This is a genomic window from Campylobacter sp. CFSAN093224 (genome assembly GCF_012897395.1).
Classification (GTDB): Bacteria; Campylobacterota; Campylobacteria; order Campylobacterales; family Campylobacteraceae; genus Campylobacter_D; species Campylobacter_D jejuni.
On sequence record NZ_CP040607.1, the window covers coordinates 799,182 to 820,437 of the forward strand.

The following is a 21,256-nucleotide window of genomic DNA, read 5'->3' on the forward strand; positions in this document are numbered from 1 at the left end:
GTTAAATCCTTGCTAATTCGTGAATAAAATTTTTAATATAAGGATAAAGATCGCTAAGCTCAGGTCCGTGGATATTTCCTGTTAAAATTATCCTTAAAGGCATGAAAAATTTTTTACCTTTTAAGTTGCTTTTGTTTAAAAGTTCATTTTTAAAATCTTCATAATTTTCAAAAAGTTCAATATCTTTTAAGAGTTCTTTTAAAATTTTACATTCTGTTTCAAACTCGCCAAAATTTTTTGCGTTAAAAATAGCTTGCATTTTTTCTTTAAGTTCTTTTATAGTACTTGCTTCTTGAGTGTAAAATTTAGCAAGTGGTGCAAGATCTTTGTTTAAATCTAAAATTTTATTAAGCTCATCATCTTTTATCATTTTGATATGTTCGCGATTAATTTGCAAAAGTTTTTTAAGATCAAATCTTGCGGGAGCTTTTGAAACTTTAGAAATATCAAACCATTTTATAGCCTCTTCTAAGGTAAAAATTTCACAAGGAGTTTTATTGCCTAGCATGATCAGATAATTTGCGATTGCGCTAGGTAAAATTCCACTTTCAAGTAGCCATTTTACAGAAGAATGTGCTTCTCTTTTACTCATTTTAACACCTTCTTCGTTTAAAATGATAGGCAAGTGTGCATAAGTCATGGCTTTATTATAACCTAAGCTTGCGCGGATATGTTCTTGTTTTGGAGTGTTTGAAACATGATCTTCTCCGCGTATAATACAAGTGACATTTTCAAGCATATCATCAACCGCACAAGCAAAATTATAAGTTGGAGTTTTATCCGTTCTCATAATCACAAAAGAGTCTATGTTTTCAGGCTCAAAACTAAGCTCGCCTTTGATAAAATCAGTAAATTTCATAGTATGAGTAGGTTTTTTAAGACGGATAACAAAGGGTTTTTCACATTCTAAAACATCAATATCGGCTAGTTTTTCACAAGTGCCATCGTAGCGATAAGCTTTACCTTGTTTTTTAGCCAGCTCTTTTTTTGCTTCAAGTTCTTCTTCGGTGCAAAAACAAGCAAAAGCTTTTTTTTCGCTTACAAGTTTTAAAGCCATTTGGCGATGGAATTTTAAATTTTCACTTTGTATATAGTAATGCTGCCATGAAATACTAAAAAGATTTAAAATTTCTTTGATTTCTTCTTCTTTTCCTGTTATATTTCTAGCCTTATCAGTATCTTCAATACGTAAGATAAAATCCATATTTTTTTGTCTTGCACAGATATAATTAAAAATTGCTGCGCGTAAATTTCCTATGTGCATATCACCTGTGGGAGAAGGTGCAAAACGGTACATCTTATAGCCTTTAAAATTATTTAAAAGCTTATTATAACAGAAAAATTTATACGGATATTTAATTTTACTTGGTTATAATACTTTTATGATATTTTTAATTTTTTCTTTCATTGTGTTATTAATTTTTGGCTTAGCAAATGTTTATATTTATAAAAGATTAATCAAGAAAATTACTCTTTTTAAGTATTTTTATAAAATTTTTTCCTTTATTTTTATTGTGCTTTTTTTAGCTCAAGCTGTGTTTTTAATATTTCGTAGAGATGAATATTTAAGTGATACTTGGTATGAAATTTTAGCCATGTTTTATGCGCCGACTTATTGTTTGTTTTTTATGACTTTAGCATGGGATTTTGTTAAATTGATTTTAGCTCTTATGGGTAAAAGAGATAAAACATATAATCTTATTTTGCGTTTGATTTTTGAACTTTCTCTTATAGTTTTAAGTGTGTTTTTAATTTATGTAAGTATAAATAATGCTCTAAAAACACCTGAAGTAAAGAGTGTTGATGTTGAAATACCAAATCTTAAAAAAGATTTAAAAATTGTCATGCTTACTGATATACATTTGGGTAAAAATTTGCATGAAAATTTTTTAGACAAGCTCATCACTAAAGTGAATTTGCAAAGTCCTGATATGGTTGTAATAGTAGGGGATCTGATTGATACTAATCCTAAAGATTTAAAAAATTACATCTCAAAACTTAATGATTTTAACTCCACTTACGGAACTTTTTATGCTTTGGGAAATCATGAGTATTATCATGGTATCAATGAAGTTTTGGATTTACTTAGAAAACATACTAATATGAAAATTTTAGTCAATCAAAATTTAGATTTGAGTTTTATAGATATTGCTGGACTTGGAGATTTAGCCGGACTTGATAGGGGTTTATATGCTCCTGATTTGGCAAGAATAAAAGTGGATTTAAATACAAGTAAAGCTAGTATTTTACTCACACATCAACCTAAAACAGCTTTGCTTTATGATTTAAGTGATTTTGATCTTGTTTTAAGTGGGCATACACATGGAGGGCAAATTTTCCCTTTTATGTTTTTAGTTAAACTTCAGCAAGGTTTTGTTCATGGGCTTTATGATTTAGGAGAAAAAACTAAGCTTTATGTGAGTAGTGGAGCAGGATTTTGGGGGCCAAGTCTTAGAGTTTTTGCTCCGAGTGAAATAGTGATTTTAAATTTAAAAGGAAAAAAATGAGTTTTTCAAAAGAAAGTTCGAGACTTTTTGGTTTTGTAGCGGGGATTAAATTTCCTAAAATGATACAAAAAGTTATTAATGAAAATTATGTTAAGTATTTTAATATCAATATGAGTGAATTTAAAAGCCCTTGTGAATACGAGAGTTTAAATGCTCTTTTTACAAGAACTTTGCAAATTCCAAGAAAGCTTGAAGAAGGTTTTATCAGTCCAAGTGATGGTAAAATTTTAGAGTGTGGAAGTACTTTTTTGGCAAATGAAGAACATTTTGCTTTTTCTATAAAAGGACATACTTATAGCATTGAGGAGCTTTTAAAAGATAGCTTTGAAAAAGATGAGCTTAAAAATGGGCTTGATTATGTCAATATTTATCTTTCTCCAAAAGATTATCATCGTTATCACAGCCCTTGTGATATGCAAATTTTAAGTGCAACTTACACAAGTGGAGTGCTTTATAGCGTAAATGAAAAACATTTAGAACGCATTAGTAATTTATATGTAAAAAATGAAAGAGTGAGCTTGAAATGTCAAAATGAAAAAGGTATTTTTTGGCTTGTTTTTGTAGGAGCGCAAAATGTAGGAAAAATGCGTTTTAATTTTGATGCAAGCATACAAACCAATGCTAAAATTTCTCATAATTTTACTAGAAAATATGAAAATTTAAATTTCAAAAAAGGCGAAGAACTAGGAAATTTTGAGCTAGGTTCTACTATAGTTTTAATCTCTCAAAAAGGACTTTTAACTTTTAATTTAAAAGTAGGGCAGGGTATTAAATTTGGAGAAAAAATAGCGGATTAGTTTTTAGGAGTTTTATTTGCCATTTGATAGATAAAGGCAAAAACTTCAGCTACAGCTTTATACATATTAGGTGGAATTTCATCACCTAAGTCAAGCTTGCTTAAAATTTCTATTAAATCTTCATCTTCTTTAATAGGAACTCCGTGTTCCTTGGCTAAAGAAATAATTTTAGCAGCACTTTCGCCTTTGCCACTTGCAAGCACTTTTGGTGCAGAGTTTTTTTCTTTTTGATAGCCTAGAGCTACAGCTTTTTTAATCGATCTTTTGATTTTGCTCATACTTTTTTATCCATACCCATTTCAAGATCTAAATTTTTCATATTTCTAGTATCAAATTTACTTCTTATGATATCACCTACAAAGAAATTTGCACTTAAAAGTCCTGCTTTATTGATATTTCTTTTAAGCTCATGGGCATTTTCATAGATGGTTTTTCTAAATTCAATATTTTCTGCCATAATATTAATATCTATATATTTTTCATTATTTAAAGAAATAAGAATTTCTAAATCCCCAAGTTTTGCAAATTCGAGTTTAATCTGAGCAAAAAATTTGTCCTTTTTTCCGCGTCTAAACATAATTTTAGAATCATTTAAATCATCCCAAGAAAAAGGCAGATAAGTATTGATAGAATCATTAGCTAAAGACATAAGCTGATTGATTTCAATTTGCGCTAAAAGACGATTAGCTTGATTGTATACAGCTTCATTGCCTTCATTTTTAGCCAAATTTGAAATTTGCAAAAGTGTTGATTTTACATCATGATGTAAAGATTCAGCTATATCTTGTTCTGTTTTTGGTTTAATTTGCACTAGATCTTTGATAGAAAGATTGAGTTTGTGTTCGAGATTTTTAAGTTCTGCTTGATTAAGCTTGGCATTTTGAGCATAGGGTTCAAGTTCTTTTAAGCTTTCATTAAGTCTACGAGAAAGATTGCTTAAATTTTTACTTAAATCTTGCACTTGTTCTAGATCTAAATTTTCTACATTAAATGCTAAATTTTTTACAATATTTTGTTTTATAAATTCCTGATTTTTAAAAATATTTTGCATAGTTTGGTTATTGTTAGATTGAATATTTTGAGAATTATTTAAATTTTGCGTGTTGTTTGTGTTAGTATTTGTATTGATTGAAGTTTTGCTTTCTGTTTTTGTTTCATAAAATTTTGGATTTTCTTTGATATTTTCTTCGTGAGTTTTTGTGCTAGAATCTAAATTTGCATTAACTTCTTTTTTAGGTAAATTTTCTTCGTTTTTTACATCTTGCTTAATATTGGTTTTAGCATCATCTGCGAGAGTTTCTTCTTTTGATACTTTTATATATTTTTCTTCATCTTGGTTTTTTGTGTTATGATTAAGTTTTTCTTCTTTGATATTTTCTTTGTTACTTAAAAGATTTTCTAAAATATTTTCTTTATCTTGTATTTTAGAAGCTTGATTGCCTAGTATATTTTTTAAAGTATTTTCAAGTTTTTCAAAGGCGGTAGCAGTTTGCTTAAGGATGTTTGGATCTTTTATCATTAAATTTTCTGGCTTATTAAGAGCTTTGAAAAAATCATTTTTGATGGAATTTAATTCTTTTAAAATTTTATTAGCTATAGGGGTGATTTTTTCTTGAGCATGACTGGGATTTTTACTTATATAATTTTTAAAATTTTCCAATTTAGAACTTAAATTTAAAAGTGCTTTAAAAGAACTTTGATTTAAAATTTGCTTATTTTCATTTTTGCTAGAATTAATAATATTTTTTAATTCTTTTAAAGTGTCTTTTGGGCTTAAATTTGTATTTGCAAGCTGGGCTATCTGAACGCTTAGTTTTTCGCTACTAAGACCTTTGATTGTACTTAAAAGAGAGTGAAAACTTTTGGGTAGTAATTCTTCGTTTAGGGCATCTTTTAATTTAGCTTCTAAAAATACGCCTGAATTTTTAAACAAAGGAGCTAAGTTATTGTTTTTTATTTCACTGGCAGGTTTTAAAATTTGATTTAATCTGTCTAAAACTTGTGTAAAAGTATCACTTTTTGCAAGTTCTGTACTTAAGATTTTTAATTCATTAGCAAAATTAGGAGCTAAATTTAAATTTTTTCCTTGTTTAAGTACAGGGGAATCGGGATTTTTTTGAGCATTGATTTGATCTAAAAGTTTATTAACAAGTTCTTTTAATTTGGTACCTGTTTCATTTTGAACAAATTTTGCTAGTATTTCCTCACTACTAGCGTCCTTGCTTAAACCTAAATTTTGCTTTAAAGCTTGTGCAAGTGCTTCTTTTGGATTGTCTTTTAAATTTGTTTTATCTTTTGAAGCAGAGTTATCTACTTTTAAATCATTTTTTTGCGTATTGGCAATTTGACTTGCTAGTTGAGTATTAATCATCAAATATCACCATATTTCCAGGCTTTTTCTTAAATTTTTTATTTAAAATATTTGGTTTATTGATAGCAAAAAGAATTAAAAATGCTAAAGAAACTATATAAAACCATATAAAACCTTTGATTTCAAAATATTGCATTAAAAAACCTAAAATTAAAGGGCCAAACAAAGAGCCCAAAGAATAACAAAAAAGAACCCCACGACCTAACTCTACACCTTTATTTTTGCTTACTAAAACATCATTTGCTCTAGCAAGTGCTAAAGCATATAAGCAAAATATTCCTATACCAAGAGTAATTCCTAAAAAATATTGCATATATAAATGAAGTTTAAAAAAGATAAATATAAGCATAGTGATAAATCCTATACTTGCACAAGTGATAATGGCAAATTTGCGACCAAGTTTGTCTGAAATAGTTCCTATGATGGTTTGTGCAATAAAACCACCTAAAACCCCACAAAATATAAAATAAGAAACCGCTTTTGTATCAAAACCTTGCAAAAGTATAAATAAAGATGCCATAGAAAAAAAGCCATTTATAAGCATTCCGGCTATAAAGCTTGTGACGATAGCTAAAGGAGCTATATCAAAAATTTTAGGTATAGAAATAGGACTTGATGCGGGTAAAACAGGTTCTTTGATTTTAATTAGATTTAAAGGTAAAGATGAAAGTAAAATTAAAGTTGCACTGAGGATAAATACACTATGTTTGCTTAAATTTAACGCTATGATTAAAACTCCAATACCAAACGCAAGATAAAAAACAATTTCATAAAAACCTAAAATTCTAGATCGAATGGCATTTTTGCTTTTTTCATTAAGCCATGATTCTATGACCATTAAAAGTCCATAGTAGCAAATTCCTATGAAAAATCTTAAAACAGCCCAAAAAATAAGATTTTCGCTTACTGTATGAAGCATAGCTGAAATTCCAAAAATAGCACCAAATAGCCCAAAAGAGCGTATATGACCTATACGAGAAATAATTTTATGAGCACTGATGGTTCCAATAAGAGCGCCTACAAAAAAACAAGAACTTACTACTCCAACAGCTAAAGAACTTTCTCCGTTTTCTTTTAATATAACACCTATAGAGCTTACTATCAAAGCATTACCTGCAAATAAAAATGCCATACCAGCAAAAAGTGCTGTCATTGATTTAATAATTTTTTTTGGACTCATACTTTTTTATATATAAAATAAAAATAAACACACAAACTAGCAAGGATGAAATTCCACAAATATAAGCAAAGATATCTAATTTATCTTGGCGATGTAAAAATAAAAATCCAGCAACCAATACTACATAAGCCATCAATTTAAAGAGAGTAAAAAACATAGCAAAAAAATGGATTTTCTCTTTAACATTTGGCTTTAAATCGTCTTTTAGAACTTTAAAATGAATAATTTTTGATAAATTTTGTTTTTTTTTGATAAAAAGTGATGAAATGAAATTAAAATCTTTTTCATAATTTTTTGATTTTTTTATAATGACTTTTTTATAATTTAAATAAGAAGCAAAAATAATCAATAAAACACTAAAAAAAGCTATTTCATAGCTTAAAAATGTATCTAATTTAAAATGATTTAACGATGAAAATATGATCCAAAAAAATAAATGAATAATGGCAAAAATACAAAATAGAGCTTTTTTATGTTCCATTATTTGTTCTTTTCTTTTTGAATTTTTTCTTTGATCAACTCATCTCTTTCTTTAAATTCTTCATAGCTTTTTACTTGAATTTTATAAGCTTTGTAAACATTAAGTATAGCAGCACTGATCCCCCAAAAAACTCCAAGCCAAAAAAGCCAAGGATAAGGAGTAAATTTTTTAAGTAAATATCCTATTCCCACACCTATAAATACAGCAACAACCATAGAGATACCAAGACTTAAACCATCCGCAGCTTCAAGAGTTTTGCGAATGATTTTTTGTCTTTTGCTGTTGGAATTTTCTAAGTGATTTTTTTCTTCTTTTAAAATATTGCTCATATTCTTTTAAAGCTTTCCCTAACAGCCTCTAGTGTTGTATCTATAATTTTATCATCCATTTTTGAACATATAAAGCCTGTTTCAAATTGAGAAGGTGCTAAATAAATTCCATTTTCAAGCATATTTTTGTGAAATTTTGAAAATAATGCTAGATCGGATTTTAATGCATCTTGGTAGTTTGATACAGGATCTTTGGTGAAAAAGTATCCAAACATAGAACCTACATGACAAACTTGCAGTGGAAGTCCTTTTTCATCTGCTAATTTTTTCATTCCTTGGGTAAGTTTTTTTGCTAATTTTCCAAGTTTGTCATAAAGCTTGGTTTTCTTTTTGGCTTTTGTAAGACTTGCTATACCTGCAGCCATTGCTAAAGGATTTCCACTTAAAGTTCCTGCTTGATAAACTCCACCCAAAGGACTTAAAATATCCATAATTTCAGCTCTAGAAGCAAATGCTGCTGCAGGTAGACCGCCTCCTATTACCTTACCAAAAGTAATTATATCTGCTTGGATATGATTGATTCCATAGGAACCAAGGTAAGATGCTCTATATCCACTCATTACTTCATCAAAAATCAGCAGAGTTTGATTGTTTTTACAGATCTTAGCGAGTTCTTCTAAAAAATCTTGTTTAGCTGGAACTAACCCCATATTTCCAGCAATAGGCTCAATGATAACACATGCAATATCTTTATTTTTTTCAAAAAGCTCTTTAACGCTATTTATATCATTATATTTAGCTACTAAAGTGTGTTTAGCTACATCTTCTAAAACACCCAAAGAACTAGGAGAGTTAAAAGTAGCAGCACCACTTCCTGCACTCACTAATAATGAATCAGAATGCCCGTGATAACATCCTTCAAATTTTAAAATTTTATCTTTTTTAGTAAAACCACGGGCAAGACGAATAGCACTCATGGTTGCTTCTGTTCCACTGCTTACAAAGCGGATCTTTTCTAAATGAGGAAAATCAGATAAAACAAGCTTGGCAAGTTCAGTTTCTAATAAAGTTGGAGCTCCAAAACTTGAACCTTTATGAAGTGCTTTTTGACAAGCTTTTTGTATATCTTTATCGCAATGTCCAAAAAGTAAAGGCCCCCAGCTTTGAACATAGTCTATATAAGAATTTCCATCTATATCGAAAATATAAGCACCTTTTCCATGAGAAATAAATTTTGGCTCACTTTGAACATTTGCAAAAGCACGAACTGGAGAATTTACACCACCTGCGATGAATTTACACGCTTCTTTAAAAGCTTTTTTGTTTGTCATTTTTCTTCCTTGCTAAATTGCTTGATGTAATTATATAAAGTTACAATTTCATCATTTGTTAAAGAGTAATTTGGCATGATTGATTTTGCGTCTTTACTCTGATTAAGAGAATTTTTAAAATTCTCAAAACTAAGATTTTGTATACTTGGAACTTTATAAGCTGTTTTAATACCATTTTTCATATAATATCCTAAAATTTGTTCGCTTCCATCTGTTCCATGACATTCTTTACAACTAATGCCCCTTGGATTTTCATAAAGCATTTTAGAGTATTCTTTAAGAGTGATAAAATCAGCACCAAAAAGACTGATACTAAATAAAAAAAACATTAAAACAATTTTCAAAGTTTCACCTTGTTAATGAAGTTTTAATATGATACAATTTTTACTTTAAAAAAGTGATTAAATTTATAGAAGGAAAATAATGACTTTGCTTGATGGTAAAGCTTTAAGCGCAAAAATCAAAGAAGAATTAAAAGAAAAAAATCAATTTTTGAAAAGCAAAGGGATTGAAAGCTGTTTAGCTGTTATCTTGGTTGGAGATAATCCTGCAAGTCAAACTTATGTAAAATCTAAGGCTAAAGCCTGTGAAGAATGTGGAATTAAATCTTTAGTTTATCATCTTAATGAAAATACTACACAAAATGAACTTTTGGCATTGATTAATACCTTAAATCACGATGATAGTGTTCATGGAATTTTGGTTCAGCTTCCCTTACCTGATCATATTTGTAAAGATTTAATACTTGAAAGTATTATAAGTAGTAAAGATGTTGATGGCTTTCATCCTATTAATGTAGGATATTTAAATTTAGGCTTAGAAAGTGGGTTTTTGCCTTGTACTCCACTTGGAGTTATGAAGCTTTTGAAGGCTTATGAAATTGATTTAGAAGGAAAAGACGCTGTTATTATAGGTGCTTCAAATATAGTAGGTCGTCCTATGGCTACTATGCTTTTAAACGCTGGAGCTACAGTAAGCGTTTGTCATATTAAAACCAAAGATTTGAGCCTTTATACTAGGCAAGCTGATTTGATTATAGTAGCAGCAGGTTGTGTGAATTTACTTCGATCGGATATGGTAAAAGAAGGAGTGATTGTTATTGATGTTGGAATCAATCGTCTTGAAAGTGGAAAGATAGTTGGAGACGTGGATTTTGAAGAGGTATCTAAAAAATCTAGTTATATAACTCCTGTTCCAGGTGGAGTAGGTCCTATGACTATAGCCATGCTTTTAGAAAACACAGTTAAATCTGCTAAAAATAGACTTAATTAGGGAAAATCTATGGAAATTTTAAAGAAATTATATAAATTTTCACAGTCTTGGACTGGAACTGTAGTTATTGTTCTTTTGGTGATTTTTTTCTTTATACAAGCTTTTGTTATTCCTTCTGGTTCTATGAAAAACACCTTATTGGTAGGGGATTTTTTATTTGTTAAAAAATTTAGCTATGGTATCCCAACTCCTCATATTCCTTGGTTGGAAATTCCTGTTTTGCCAGATTTCAATAAAGATGGGCATTTGATAAAAGCACAAGGGTCACAAAGAGGAGATATAGTTGTTTTTAGAAATCCTAGAAATGAAAAAGAACACTTTGTAAAGCGTTGTGTAGGCACAGGAGGAGATAGGATAGTTTATGCAAATAAAACACTTTATGTAAGAATGCATGAGGGTGATGAATTTATGAAAGAACATTATCCGAATGATCTTGTTACTCTTGGAGGGCAAATTTATGTAAAAGAACCTTATAAACAAAAAGGTATTCATTATGATCCAAAAAAAGATATAGAAAGCGATATTTTACGCTTTCTTAGCATAGGTGATTTTGCTATGTCTCCAACTTATATTAAAGAACTTGGAAATCATATAGGTTTTAGCGGCGGAAATGCTTATGTTTTTGATGTGCCTGAAAATGAGTATTTCATGATGGGTGATAATCGCGATTATTCTTATGATAGTCGTTTTTGGGGTTCTGTTCCTTATAGGTTGATAGTAGGTAAACCTTGGTTTGTATATTTCTCTTGGGATAAAGATAAAAATGTTCGCTGGGAAAGGATAGGGCGTTTTGTTGATACCTTGGAAAATGATGAACAATATATCCATGATCATGATGATGAGGATAAATTAAGCTAATGTTTGTGAAAAACACAAACATTATATTTTTAAAAGCGTGATTTTATCACCTTTTTTTAATTCGCTTATATTTTCTTCACTTATAAGTAAAAATTCACTTTTAATAAGTGGAAGTATCATACCAGATCCAAATTTATTTTCATTAAATGGTGTAAAAATATCTTTTTCTAAATTTCCTAAGATGAGATTATTTCTTCCGCTTTTAAGCTTTAAATCCATACCCATTTTGCCATAAAATGTTAAAGGATTGTCTAGGTTTCCACTTAATAAATTAATGATTTTTTTAGCAAAAATAAAACAAGAAAGATAAGCTGCCATAGGATTTCCTGGTAAAATTAATACGAAATTTTCACCTTTTCTATAAAGCTTAGTAGGTCTTGCAGGGCGTGCTTTTAAACCTTTAAAAAGTGGAGTAAAGCCTAATTCATCTAAAGCTTTTTCCATAAAATCAGCCTCGCCAACGCTTGCACCTCCTGAAGTGATTAAAAGATCAAAATTTGTATTTTCTAAAGCCTCTTTAGTGCTTTTAAAATTATCTTTGATAATACCTAAATAAGAAGCATTTTGAAACATGGTTAGCAAAGGTAAAGCATTGGCATTATAAATACTTTCTTCATCGCATTCTTGCCAAGGTTCTTTAAGTTCATTTCCGCTTGAAAAAATGCCTATGCGAATTTTTCTTATGACTTCTATTTTATAAAGCCCTTGAGAAGCAAGTAGGGCGATATGTTTATCATTAAGTTTAGTGCCTTTTTGAAGCAAAAGTTCGCCTTTTTTTAATTCTTCGCCTTTGTAGCGATAGGCATTGTATTGTTTAGGGGTTTTTTTAATGATGAGTTTATTTTCTTCTATATACTCATCTTCTAACATTAAGATAGTATCAGCATTTTTGGGCATTTTAGCCCCTGTCATGATTTTATAGCATTCATTCTTAGCAACTGTATAAAAATTTTTATCTCCTGCAAAAATAGTCCCTTTAATCTCCAAAGCCTCATTGATATCAGTATAATTAAAAGCATAGCCATCAAGAGCAGCATTGTCAAAACTAGGTAGATTTTTTCTAGCGTATAAATCTTTAGCTAAAATTCTATCCTTTGCTTTTTCAAGGCTAATAAGCTCACTTTCATCTAAACATGAAATTTGATTTTCTAAGTCTTTTAAGGTTTCAAAGATATTTTTCATTCTTCAAGCCTTGTGATTTTCACACCCAAATCTTTAAATTTTTCTTCTAAATTTTCATAACCCCTATCAAGATGGTAAATTCTATGGACTTTGCTTGTACCTTTAGCTGCAAGAGCTGCTAAGATAAGGGCTGAAGAAGCGCGCAAATCTGTAGCCATGACATCAGCAGCGTTAAGTTCTTTTCCGCCTACTATGGTAGCAATATGACCATTGAGTTTAATATCCGCACCCATTCTTAAAAGTTCACTTACATGCATGAAACGATTTTCAAATAGTCTTTCATCAATAATACTAGTTCCATTAGCTTTTAAAGCTAGTGCCATAAACTGCGCTTGCATATCGGTTGGAAAGCCTGGATATTCACTTGTCATGATTTCTACAGGTTTAATTTCTTTAGCAGGAAGTAGGGCGATACTATCTTCTGCAATCAAAGTTTCAAAACCCATTTGATGAAGTTTTGCTAAAACTGCACTAAGATGAGTGGCGTTAACGTTATCTAAAGTAATTTTAGAATTTGTAATAGCCCCTGCACAAAGATAAGTTCCTGCCTCAATTCTATCAGGTATAACGCTAAATTCTTTAAATTCTAAAAGTTCTCCATCACTACCATAAATTTCAAGTTCATCTGTACCTATGCCTTTGATTTCAAGTCCTGCGTCTTTTAAAACTTCGCAAAGTTGAACTACTTCGGGTTCTTTTGCAACATTTAAGAGTTTGGTTTTACCTTTAGCTAGAGCTGCTGCCATGATGATGTTTTCACTACCTGTAACCGTGATTTTATCAAAAAGAATTTCATTGCCTTTTAAATTTCCACTAGCTACGACATAGCCTTGTTTGATTTGTATATTTGCCCCCATTTTTTCTAAGGCTAAAAGATGTAAATCAATAGGTCTTTGTCCTATGGCACATCCACCAGGCAAAGATACTTCACAATGCCCAAAACGAGCAAGCAAAGGCCCTAGAGTAAGTATAGAAGCACGCATTTTACGCACAATGTCATATTTAGCTATGGTTTGATTAAGAGTGTTTGTGTTTAATAAAGCACTATTGTTTTGAAAATTGACTTTAGCTCCTAAATTTTCTAGCAAAGATATAAGAGTTTTTATATCAGCAACATTAGGAACATTGTTGATTTTTACTTCGTTTTTAGCAAGTATGCTTGAAACGATCAAGGGTAGGGCGGCATTTTTTGCCCCGCTTATTGCAACATTTCCGCTTAGATGATTTGTGCCTTCGATTTCTAGATAAGTCATATTTTTCCTTGAAAAAGTTTAAAAATGCACCATTATAGCATTCTTAAACTTTTGAAAAAATATAATCAAGCTTGTTGGCTTTGGAGTTCTTGAATTTGAGCTTGAATTACATCTGCTTGAGATATTAGCACATCAATTTGTTTTTGAAATGTCGTTTTCATTTGTTCGTTAGCGTTTGTCATTTTTTGAGTAAGTTCTGCAATTTTAGCTAAAATTTCAGCTAATTTTGCTATTAAAGCCTCTAATGCGGGATTTCCGCCACCTTTGCTACTTTGAATGGAATTTTGGTCTTTGTGGTTTTCTATTTTTTCTTGACTTACTTTGATTTCATATTCTTTTTCATTTTTTGAATTTGCTTGACTTAAACTTCTTGCTTCATCTGAAATTTGAATTTTAACCACATTGTCACTATGAACATTACTTGCCAAATCATTGTTTTTGTTTATTTGTGTTTGATAATTGCTAAAATTTTTTGTCAAAGTATCTATTTTCATCTTAAATCTTTTTAAATTAATTTATATTGTTATCGGTTTTTTTATTTATAAATTTATATTAATGATAATTATTTTAAGGATATTTTATTTTAGATTTTCATATTTATATTTTAAATGCAAAAAAGACTAAAGTTTCATAAAGTTTTTAAGTATTTTTTTGCCTTTTTGAGTTAAAACCGCTTCAGGGTGAAATTGCAATCCATAAATAGGATATTTTTTATGTTTAATTGCCATAATAATATTTTCTGAATTATGAGCTAAAATTTTGCATTTTTCAGGCATGGAACTAATGTGTAAAGAATGATATAAGCAAATTTCAATTTCTTTTTTAATACCCTTAAAAATAGGATCTTTTTTAAAATAAAGTTTAGAAATTTTACCATGCATGGGATTTTGCATTTTAGAAACCCTACCGCCAAAAATTTCAGCTATACACTGATGTCCTAAACATATACCTAAAATTTTTTTATTTTTTTTAAAATATTTGATTGCTTTTAAGCTTAATTTAGATTCCTTAGGAGAATGAGGGCCAGGAGAGATGATAAGATGAGTGAAATCAAATTTTTCTAATTCTTTAGCTTTCTTAAAGGCATCATTTTTTATCACTTTACATTCAAAACCAAGTTCTTTAAGATAATAGATGATGGTATAACTAAAAGAATCATAATTATCTATAAATAAAATTTTCTTCATTGTAATTTTACCTTTTTTAAACCACGCACGGAATTAATACAATAAATATTTTCTGCTTCAAATAAATCTTGTTTAAATAATGCTTTTTCTTTTATCAAACCAAGATTGATTAAGAAATTTCTATATACTCCATTTAACATACCGCTTTGAATTTGTGGAGTATAAAATTGAGAGTTTTTTTCTAAGATGAGATTGGTTCTTGAGCCTTCGCAAAGTTCATCTTTTTCGTTAAAAAAAGCTATGTCATAACACAAGTTTTGCTGCCATTTGTATGAGTGTTGATTATAAAAAGTACGCAAAGAGCTTTTGTGATAGAGATTGTCACTTTTTGAGTTAATTTTATCATCACTTAAAAGCAAAATATCGTTTGAATTTTGCTTTAAGGCACTTTGTTGAAATTCGTATCTTCCGTCTTTGTATAAAATAAGCTTTAAAATTCCTTCTTTATGTGGATTTTTAAAGGGTAGGGGAAAATTATAAAATAAAGAGTGTTTTTTGTGGAAAATTTTTTCATCGAGTTTAAAAAGTGTAAAATTTTGATATTTTTTATAAGAACTTTTTTGATTTAAAACATTATAAAAATCTTTAAAGAGCTTGTGAGTGTTAAAATTAAATTTAAGAGCTGAATTTATAAGCCTTAATAAATGTTCTTTTAAAAATAAAATTTGAGAATTTTTAAAATACATGGTTTCAAAAAGATGAAAATCACAAGGATTTAAGATTGCACTTTTAAGTTTTAATTCTTCAAATTCATCTTTAAATTTTGAGTCCCAAACCAAGCCGCTACCCGTGCTATAAGTATAAATTTCATCTTGTTTTTCTAAGGTGCGTATGGCTACGCTAAATTTATTTTTATTTTTGCGTATTAAACCTATAGTTCCGCAGTAAATACCACGATCTCTTTGTTCTAATTCTTCAATAAATTTAATACTTTCAAGCTTTGGAGCACCTGTAATAGAACCGCAAGGAAAGAGGGCTTTAAAAATTTGATGTAAAGAAATATTTTTTTTAAGTTTTCCTTGTACGCTTGAAGTCATTTGATGTAAAGTAGGGTAACTTTGAATTTCAAAAAGTTTTGTTTTTAAGCTTTTTTTTGTGATGATTTTTGAAAGATCGTTACGCAAAAGATCACAAATCATAACATTTTCACTCAGATTTTTTGTATCATTTTGTAAGAAGATTTTATTTTCTTCATCTTTTATAGGATCTTTATCGCGCTTAATTGTACCTTTCATAGGTTTTGTAAATATTTTTCTTTTTTTGGTTTTGAAAAAAAGTTCAGGAGAAAAGGATAAAATTTCTCTTATTTCATCTTTTATAAAAGCTTTAAATTCAGTATCTTGTCTAGAAAGCAAAAGTTTAAAAAGTTCAAAAGAATCCATTTTGCTATGAAATTTAAAATTTTGAGTGAGGTTGATTTGATAAACTCTTCCTTTGGAGATTGCCTCTTTAACTTTGATGAAATTTTCTTTGTAATTATCTTGATCTAAAAAATTTATAAATTCAGGAATAAATTTTTCTTCATCGATATCTTCTTTTTGAAATTTTTTTCTTTTTTTAAAAGCAAATACAGACAAATAAGCCTTTTTGCTTGTGAAATTTTTATCTTGAAAATATCTATATAGCTCATAATCAGCAAGCATTAAAATATAAAAATCATTTTTATATTTTTCTATAAATTTAAAGCACTTTTTACTTTCTTTGTGATTAAAGGCTTTTAAAGTGTGTTTTAAATCATGGTAAAAATATTTACCAAAAACAGCATAGTTTTCAAGAGTCACTTAATTCCTTTGCAACCTGTGCGGCAAGTTTTAATTTATCATTATCAAAATGAGTGTAAATTCTTGAGGTATTTAAACTCGCATGCCCTAAAGCTTCTTGAACTAAAACTAAATCTTTTTGCTTTTTATAAAGCAGGGTGGCAAAAGTATGACGCAACATATGAGCACCATTTTTTTGTTTGCGAATTCCTGCACGAAATAAAAGCTGTTCTACTATGCGACTGACATAAGATTGAGTCAGTGGAGTGCCTTTTTTATTGACAAAAAGTAGGGCGTCTTTACTCATATAATTAATACTTACATTTTTAAGCAAATCGTAAATAAGTTCTTTTTTTATCATTACAACACGATATTTATTGCCTTTAGCTCTTATTCTTATGATATAAAGATCGTTTTCTTCGCTAATATTACCCATTTTGATATTGATAGCTTCGCTTACCCGTATGCCTGTAAAAATGATGATTTTAATAATAAGTTTATTGCGTATGGTATTGTTTTTAAAATCTGCATTTTCAATAGCATCAAGAAATTTTTTAAGCTCTTCTTCACTCATAAATTCAGGTAATTTCACCCCTTTAGAACCCGCTATACCTGCCCAGTTTTTAAGATTGATATCGAAAATATGCGCTTTTTCATCTTCTTCGTTTTGCTTGTCTAAAAAATCAAAAAAATTAATCACAGCAATACGGTAATTTTTTTTACTTGCATCTGATAAAGCACCTGTTATACTTGCTAAAACTTCTACAATAAGTTCTTCATCAATCTGTTTTAAAGAGTAAAGCTTGTAAAAATTTAAATATTCAAACACTTTTTTTAAAGGATTAAAATAAGTATTAACTCCACTTAAACCAGCATTTCTTGCTTTTTTTGCTAGAGCATCAAGTTCATCAATGTTTTTTACACCTTTTGTAAGAGCAAAATTAACTTCTGCTAAAGCTTGTGGATTTTTTAACTCTTTGTTAGATAGCGAATTGAGTTTAAATTTTACATATTTTGCTAGCCAAAATAAGAATGATTTTTCAAAATTTTCTTCACAATCTAAAGGGTATTTCATAAAAACTTTTCCTAAAATCTAAAATTTTTAGCTTTTTAACTATAAAAGGTATTTTAGTATTAACTTAGTAAAAAAAAGCTTTTTTAGGAAAAAGTTTGTTTTTATATACAAGGAAAAAAGATTGAAATATTTTTATTAAATAAATCTTATATCAATCATAAAAAGATATGACAAAAGGTAAAAATATGTAAAATTTATAATTTTGTATTGAAAACTTTAATTTTCAAACTTTTTTATATACACCTAGATTATTCTACTTTGATATAGATTAAGCTACTATTTTTACATACTTTTATGATTTTACCTTTTGAGTGAAATAAACTTATCCATAAAATATAATGTAAAAAATTGATAATTTTATTTCGTAAATTAAAATTATATTTTACTTTTCTTGAAAACTATAAAGAATATTTAAAAATTAAATTATTTTATATTATTATCAAAATATACATAAAAATGATAACTTATGCATTAAATTTTTTAACCCCCTATTCTTGATTTTTAGTTAAAGTAAATATTCTTAGTTATAAAATTTTTTAAGAATATTTTTATTTTAATAGTGTTATAAATAGTTATTACATAAAAACTTAATAAAAAGTTTTATCAAATCCAAATTTCAAGGAGAGGGTAATGAAATTTCCAGTAAAATTAGCAAGATCTATTGTTGTATGTGCTTTTTTAGCAGGTATAAGTGCTAGTGTATTGAGTGAAGGTAAAGAATATGTAATTCTTAAAAATCCTATTGCTAACGCTGATAATTATAGTGTCGGTTTAAAAGCAATGAATGTAAGTAAAGCTGATTTTGAAAATTTCTTAAAAACTCCAGAGGCTGCAGAGCTTTTAAAAAGTTATGAAATTGCCAATCCTATTTCGCAAAATTATGGCACCCCTGCTTTTGTTGTTAATGGAAAATATCAAATCGTTCCAAGTGCAATCAACTCTCCAGAGGCTTTGATTGAAATTACTAAAGAACTTAGCAAGCAAAAATGAGTTGTATAAAAATGAAAGATAAATGCAGAAATTTTTCACTTTCTAAATGGCAAGATACGCGTGAACCTTGGTTAATTTTGATTATAGTTACTATAGGACTTACTTGTATAGCACATTTTTTATTTCAAGAATATCTTTTTATGGAACCTTGCGAACAATGTGTGTATATAAGATTTGATATGCTTGTTATGGCTATAAGCGGTATGATTGCATTAATCAACCCTACAAATAATATTATAAAAATTTTTTCTTATAGCTTAGCTTTTTATGGAATTTGGCTTGGCTTGGAGCATTGTCTAACTTTAAATCATATTCATGAAGTGGTTCATTCTGAAAATCCTTTTGCAGGTGTAGATGGATGTCGTGAAATTCCTATTTATCCATTTAATTTACCTTTGCATGAGTGGGCTCCTAGTTGGTTTTTGCCAACAGGAGAATGTGGGATGGATACCCCTGTAGTTCCAAAAAATGCTTATAATCATCTCAATGCTTTTCAAAAATTTTTTATAGGAACTCTACCTGATTTTGAAAATGGGCTTTATAGCAATGGTTGGTATTTGATTCCTAGTTTAAAGTTTATGAATATGGCAATTTGCTGTCTTATAGCATTTTTATGTTGTTTTGTCGTGCTTTTTGCAATGTTTATAGCCTATGTTTTAGATAAAAATAAACCTAATGCTAAAATTTTTGCATTGGTGATTGTTATTTTGGTTTTGGTGTTTAAATTTATAGGCGAACCAAAAAATCCAAATCAAAATATAGCTAGTTTAATTCATTTGAATCAAGTCGTTTTAAGATGCTCTTAAAATACGCAACAAATTATTTTTGTTGCGTATTATTAAAATTTTATTAAGCTATTTTAGGATGGCTTAAATAATTTTAAAGGATTTATCATGAGACTTAGCAAAACTCTTTGCATGGCACTTTTGGTGGGTTCTACCCTACTTGCACCTAATGCTTTATGGCCATGGGTGGTCCTAGTGGAGCGAAAATAGATTGGCAAATTCAAGGGCAAATAGGTGCGATTAAAATGAATCCTTATGGATTGTCTCCTTTGACCGCTATTATCATGGATAATGCCTATGTTTTAAGTGATATAAAAGTAACCATTGTTCCTAAACCAAATGGCCAAACTATCTCTTATAATGTGAATTCTAAAATGGCTAAGACTTATGGTGGAATTCCTATTTTTGGACTTTATCCTTCTTATTTAAATACAGTAAAGGTAAGTTATACTAAAACTGCAAATGGTAAAAGTCAAAAAGTCATTGATGAGATTTATAAAATTACAACTCCAGGGGTTAGCATAGAACCAAGTGGAAGTACTGATCAAAGAGGAACTCCTTTTGAAAATGTGAAAGTATTAAAAATGGATCCAAAATTTTCAGATAGGTTATATTTAGTAAATAATGCTCCTGGAAAACAATCTGGCAAAGGCTCACAATCTGTATGGAATAATCCTGTAGGTGGTGCTATGGAATGGGATGAAAATTCAAATGTCTTTATCATAGATATCAAGGGTGAAATCAGATGGTATTTTGATAACGATAAACTAATAAACTGGGGTAATATTTACAATCGTGGAATTATGATGAGTTTTCGTCAAAACAAAGATGGAGCTTTAACTTGGGGATTTGGTCAAAGATATGTAAAATACGATGTCTGGGAAGAGAAATTTTCAATCGCAAATTACCTGCTGTCTATATAGATTTTTTCTCATGCTATGGACAATATGCAAAATGGGCATTATTTATTTAAGAGTAGCTTCAACAAATACTTTGAGTCCAGATGGTAAGCATGTACGCGCTGTGCGTGATACTATTGTAGAGGTAGATGAGAATGGTAATGTTGTTGATGATTAGAGATTGTATGAGATTTTAGATCCTTATAGAAGTACTATTATCAAAGCTTTAGATCAAGGTGTAGTGTGTTTAAATATAGATGCAAGCAAAGCGGGTAAAACTTTAAGCGATGAAGAACTTGCCAAAATGGATGAAAGCGACAAATTTGGAGATATAGCAGGTATAGGCAGGAATTTGGGCTCATGTAAATAGCGTTGATTATGATCCAAGTGATGATAGTATTATTATTTCTAGTCGCCATCAAAGTGCTGTTGTTAAAATTGGTCGTGATAAAAAATAAAATGGATTTTAGGGGTACATAAAGGGTGGAATAAAGAATTTCAAAAATATTTATTGCAACCTGTAGATAAAAATGGCAAAAAAATTGTTTGCGATGATTATAGCAAATGCCCAGGTTATGAAAATGACAATGGTGGATTTGATTTTACTTGGACGCAGCATACAGGCTGGAGAATTGATAGTAAATCAAACAAGCGTTATATTTATATAAGTGTTTTTGATAATGGTGATGCAAGAGGAGCTGAACAACCTGTATTTGCAAGTCAAAAATATTCTCGTTCTGTAATTTATAAAATCGATCAGCAAAATAAAACTGTGGAACAAATTTGGGAATATGGCAAAATCGTGGAAATGAATGGTTTTCTCCTGTAACTTCTTTAACTCAATATGAACCAGATAAAAATTCTATTATGGTTTATAGTGCAACAGCCTGAATGGCTTTTGATCTTAGTAAAGGTGTAAGTTTTGGAGAGCCAAAACCTGAAATTGATGAATTTAACTGGGGTGCCAAGGAGCCTTCGGTTCAAATTCAATTTAGCGGTTCAGGAACGGGTTATCAAGCAATGCCTTTTAGTGTTGATCAATAAAAATTACCAAAAAAT

Annotated in this window: 20 protein-coding genes and 1 pseudogene; 7 read left to right on the forward strand and 14 right to left on the reverse strand. The window is 29.3% G+C overall.

What is annotated here, in order from left to right; translation table 11 throughout:
• Position 1: 1 nt before the first annotated feature.
• Entirely contained in the window at positions 2 to 1,297 is a 1,296-nt protein-coding gene (gene gltX / locus FBF11_RS04150; RefSeq protein WP_002868150.1) for a glutamate--tRNA ligase, read from the reverse strand.
• 85 nt (positions 1,298 to 1,382) lie between these two features.
• Between gltX and FBF11_RS04155 the strand changes: the two genes are divergently transcribed.
• The gene (locus tag FBF11_RS04155) at positions 1,383 to 2,507 is read left to right on the forward strand and encodes a metallophosphoesterase (RefSeq protein WP_057096915.1); all 1,125 of its coding nucleotides are present in this window, start codon (positions 1,383 to 1,385) and stop codon (positions 2,505 to 2,507) included.
• Positions 2,504 to 3,304, forward strand: a complete 801-nt coding sequence (locus FBF11_RS04160) for a phosphatidylserine decarboxylase (RefSeq protein WP_052798879.1) — start codon at positions 2,504 to 2,506, stop codon at positions 3,302 to 3,304. Before FBF11_RS04155 ends, FBF11_RS04160 begins: the two co-directional genes overlap by 4 nt.
• Here the strand turns inward: FBF11_RS04160 and FBF11_RS04165 are convergent.
• The 7 genes from FBF11_RS04165 to FBF11_RS04195 are packed head-to-tail and all read right to left on the reverse strand — an operon-like array spanning position 3,301 to position 9,280.
• Entirely contained in the window at positions 3,301 to 3,582 is a 282-nt protein-coding gene (locus FBF11_RS04165) for a FlhB-like flagellar biosynthesis protein (RefSeq protein ID WP_002852641.1), read from the reverse strand. The two genes, FBF11_RS04160 and FBF11_RS04165, sit on opposite strands and share 4 nt — an antisense overlap.
• The gene (locus FBF11_RS04170; RefSeq protein WP_057096914.1) at positions 3,579 to 5,675 is read right to left on the reverse strand and encodes a flagellar hook-length control protein FliK; all 2,097 of its coding nucleotides are present in this window, start codon (positions 5,673 to 5,675) and stop codon (positions 3,579 to 3,581) included. Before FBF11_RS04170 ends, FBF11_RS04165 begins: the two co-directional genes overlap by 4 nt.
• Positions 5,668 to 6,855 (reverse strand): MFS transporter, encoded by a 1,188-nt coding sequence (locus tag FBF11_RS04175; protein WP_002859526.1) that lies wholly within the window; start codon positions 6,853 to 6,855, stop codon positions 5,668 to 5,670. The genes FBF11_RS04170 and FBF11_RS04175 overlap by 8 nt, the downstream gene beginning before the upstream one ends.
• A complete protein-coding gene (locus tag FBF11_RS04180; protein ID WP_002868148.1) occupies positions 6,833 to 7,336 on the reverse strand; it encodes a membrane protein in 504 nt (167 codons plus the stop codon). Before FBF11_RS04180 ends, FBF11_RS04175 begins: the two co-directional genes overlap by 23 nt.
• Positions 7,336 to 7,665, reverse strand: a complete 330-nt coding sequence (locus tag FBF11_RS04185) for an AtpZ/AtpI family protein (protein WP_044258843.1) — start codon at positions 7,663 to 7,665, stop codon at positions 7,336 to 7,338. Before FBF11_RS04185 ends, FBF11_RS04180 begins: the two co-directional genes overlap by 1 nt.
• The gene (hemL, locus tag FBF11_RS04190; RefSeq protein ID WP_002860511.1) at positions 7,662 to 8,936 is read right to left on the reverse strand and encodes a glutamate-1-semialdehyde 2,1-aminomutase; all 1,275 of its coding nucleotides are present in this window, start codon (positions 8,934 to 8,936) and stop codon (positions 7,662 to 7,664) included. Before hemL ends, FBF11_RS04185 begins: the two co-directional genes overlap by 4 nt.
• A complete protein-coding gene (locus tag FBF11_RS04195; RefSeq protein WP_002859529.1) occupies positions 8,933 to 9,280 on the reverse strand; it encodes a hypothetical protein in 348 nt (115 codons plus the stop codon). The genes hemL and FBF11_RS04195 overlap by 4 nt, the downstream gene beginning before the upstream one ends.
• A 79-nt stretch (positions 9,281 to 9,359) precedes the next feature.
• Here FBF11_RS04195 and folD point away from each other — a divergent pair, with 79 nt between their 5' ends.
• Together folD and lepB are read left to right on the forward strand one after the other, a co-directional pair.
• Entirely contained in the window at positions 9,360 to 10,208 is an 849-nt protein-coding gene (gene folD, locus FBF11_RS04200) for a bifunctional methylenetetrahydrofolate dehydrogenase/methenyltetrahydrofolate cyclohydrolase FolD (protein WP_002859530.1), read from the forward strand.
• 9 nt (positions 10,209 to 10,217) lie between these two features.
• Complete coding sequence (gene lepB / locus FBF11_RS04205) at positions 10,218 to 11,066, forward strand: signal peptidase I (protein WP_002867474.1); 849 nt, start codon at positions 10,218 to 10,220, stop codon at positions 11,064 to 11,066.
• Positions 11,067 to 11,087: 21 nt separating this feature from the next.
• Here the strand turns inward: lepB and FBF11_RS04210 are convergent, their stop codons facing one another.
• The 6 genes from FBF11_RS04210 to FBF11_RS04235 form a co-directional block, all read right to left on the reverse strand.
• Positions 11,088 to 12,248 (reverse strand): molybdopterin molybdotransferase MoeA, encoded by a 1,161-nt coding sequence (locus FBF11_RS04210; protein ID WP_057096913.1) that lies wholly within the window; start codon positions 12,246 to 12,248, stop codon positions 11,088 to 11,090.
• Positions 12,245 to 13,501, reverse strand: a complete 1,257-nt coding sequence (murA, locus tag FBF11_RS04215; protein WP_002852514.1) for a UDP-N-acetylglucosamine 1-carboxyvinyltransferase — start codon at positions 13,499 to 13,501, stop codon at positions 12,245 to 12,247. The genes FBF11_RS04210 and murA overlap by 4 nt, the downstream gene beginning before the upstream one ends.
• A 65-nt stretch (positions 13,502 to 13,566) precedes the next feature.
• The gene (fspA2, locus tag FBF11_RS04220) at positions 13,567 to 13,995 is read right to left on the reverse strand and encodes a flagellum-secreted nonflagellar protein FspA2 (protein ID WP_002858761.1); all 429 of its coding nucleotides are present in this window, start codon (positions 13,993 to 13,995) and stop codon (positions 13,567 to 13,569) included.
• Positions 13,996 to 14,121: 126 nt separating this feature from the next.
• Entirely contained in the window at positions 14,122 to 14,688 is a 567-nt protein-coding gene (locus FBF11_RS04225; RefSeq protein ID WP_002852589.1) for an aminodeoxychorismate/anthranilate synthase component II, read from the reverse strand.
• Positions 14,685 to 16,469, reverse strand: a complete 1,785-nt coding sequence (locus FBF11_RS04230) for a bifunctional anthranilate synthase component I family protein/aminotransferase class IV (protein WP_002868145.1) — start codon at positions 16,467 to 16,469, stop codon at positions 14,685 to 14,687. The genes FBF11_RS04225 and FBF11_RS04230 overlap by 4 nt, the downstream gene beginning before the upstream one ends.
• The gene (locus FBF11_RS04235; protein ID WP_057096912.1) at positions 16,459 to 17,523 is read right to left on the reverse strand and encodes a tyrosine-type recombinase/integrase; all 1,065 of its coding nucleotides are present in this window, start codon (positions 17,521 to 17,523) and stop codon (positions 16,459 to 16,461) included. Before FBF11_RS04235 ends, FBF11_RS04230 begins: the two co-directional genes overlap by 11 nt.
• 630 nt (positions 17,524 to 18,153) lie before the next feature.
• On the opposite strand from FBF11_RS04235, the gene FBF11_RS04240 reads away from it, so the two are divergent.
• The 3 genes and pseudogenes from FBF11_RS04240 (at position 18,154) to FBF11_RS08585 (ending at position 21,241) form a co-directional block, all read left to right on the forward strand.
• Positions 18,154 to 18,513, forward strand: coding sequence for a hypothetical protein (locus FBF11_RS04240; protein ID WP_002868144.1), 360 nt, complete (start codon positions 18,154 to 18,156; stop codon positions 18,511 to 18,513).
• A complete protein-coding gene (gene dsbI, locus FBF11_RS04245) occupies positions 18,510 to 19,319 on the forward strand; it encodes a protein-disulfide oxidoreductase DsbI (protein ID WP_002873836.1) in 810 nt (269 codons plus the stop codon). The genes FBF11_RS04240 and dsbI overlap by 4 nt, the downstream gene beginning before the upstream one ends.
• Positions 19,320 to 19,406: 87 nt before the next feature.
• Positions 19,407 to 21,241: pseudogene (locus FBF11_RS08585) on the forward strand (aryl-sulfate sulfotransferase).
• Positions 21,242 to 21,256 lie beyond the last annotated feature (15 nt).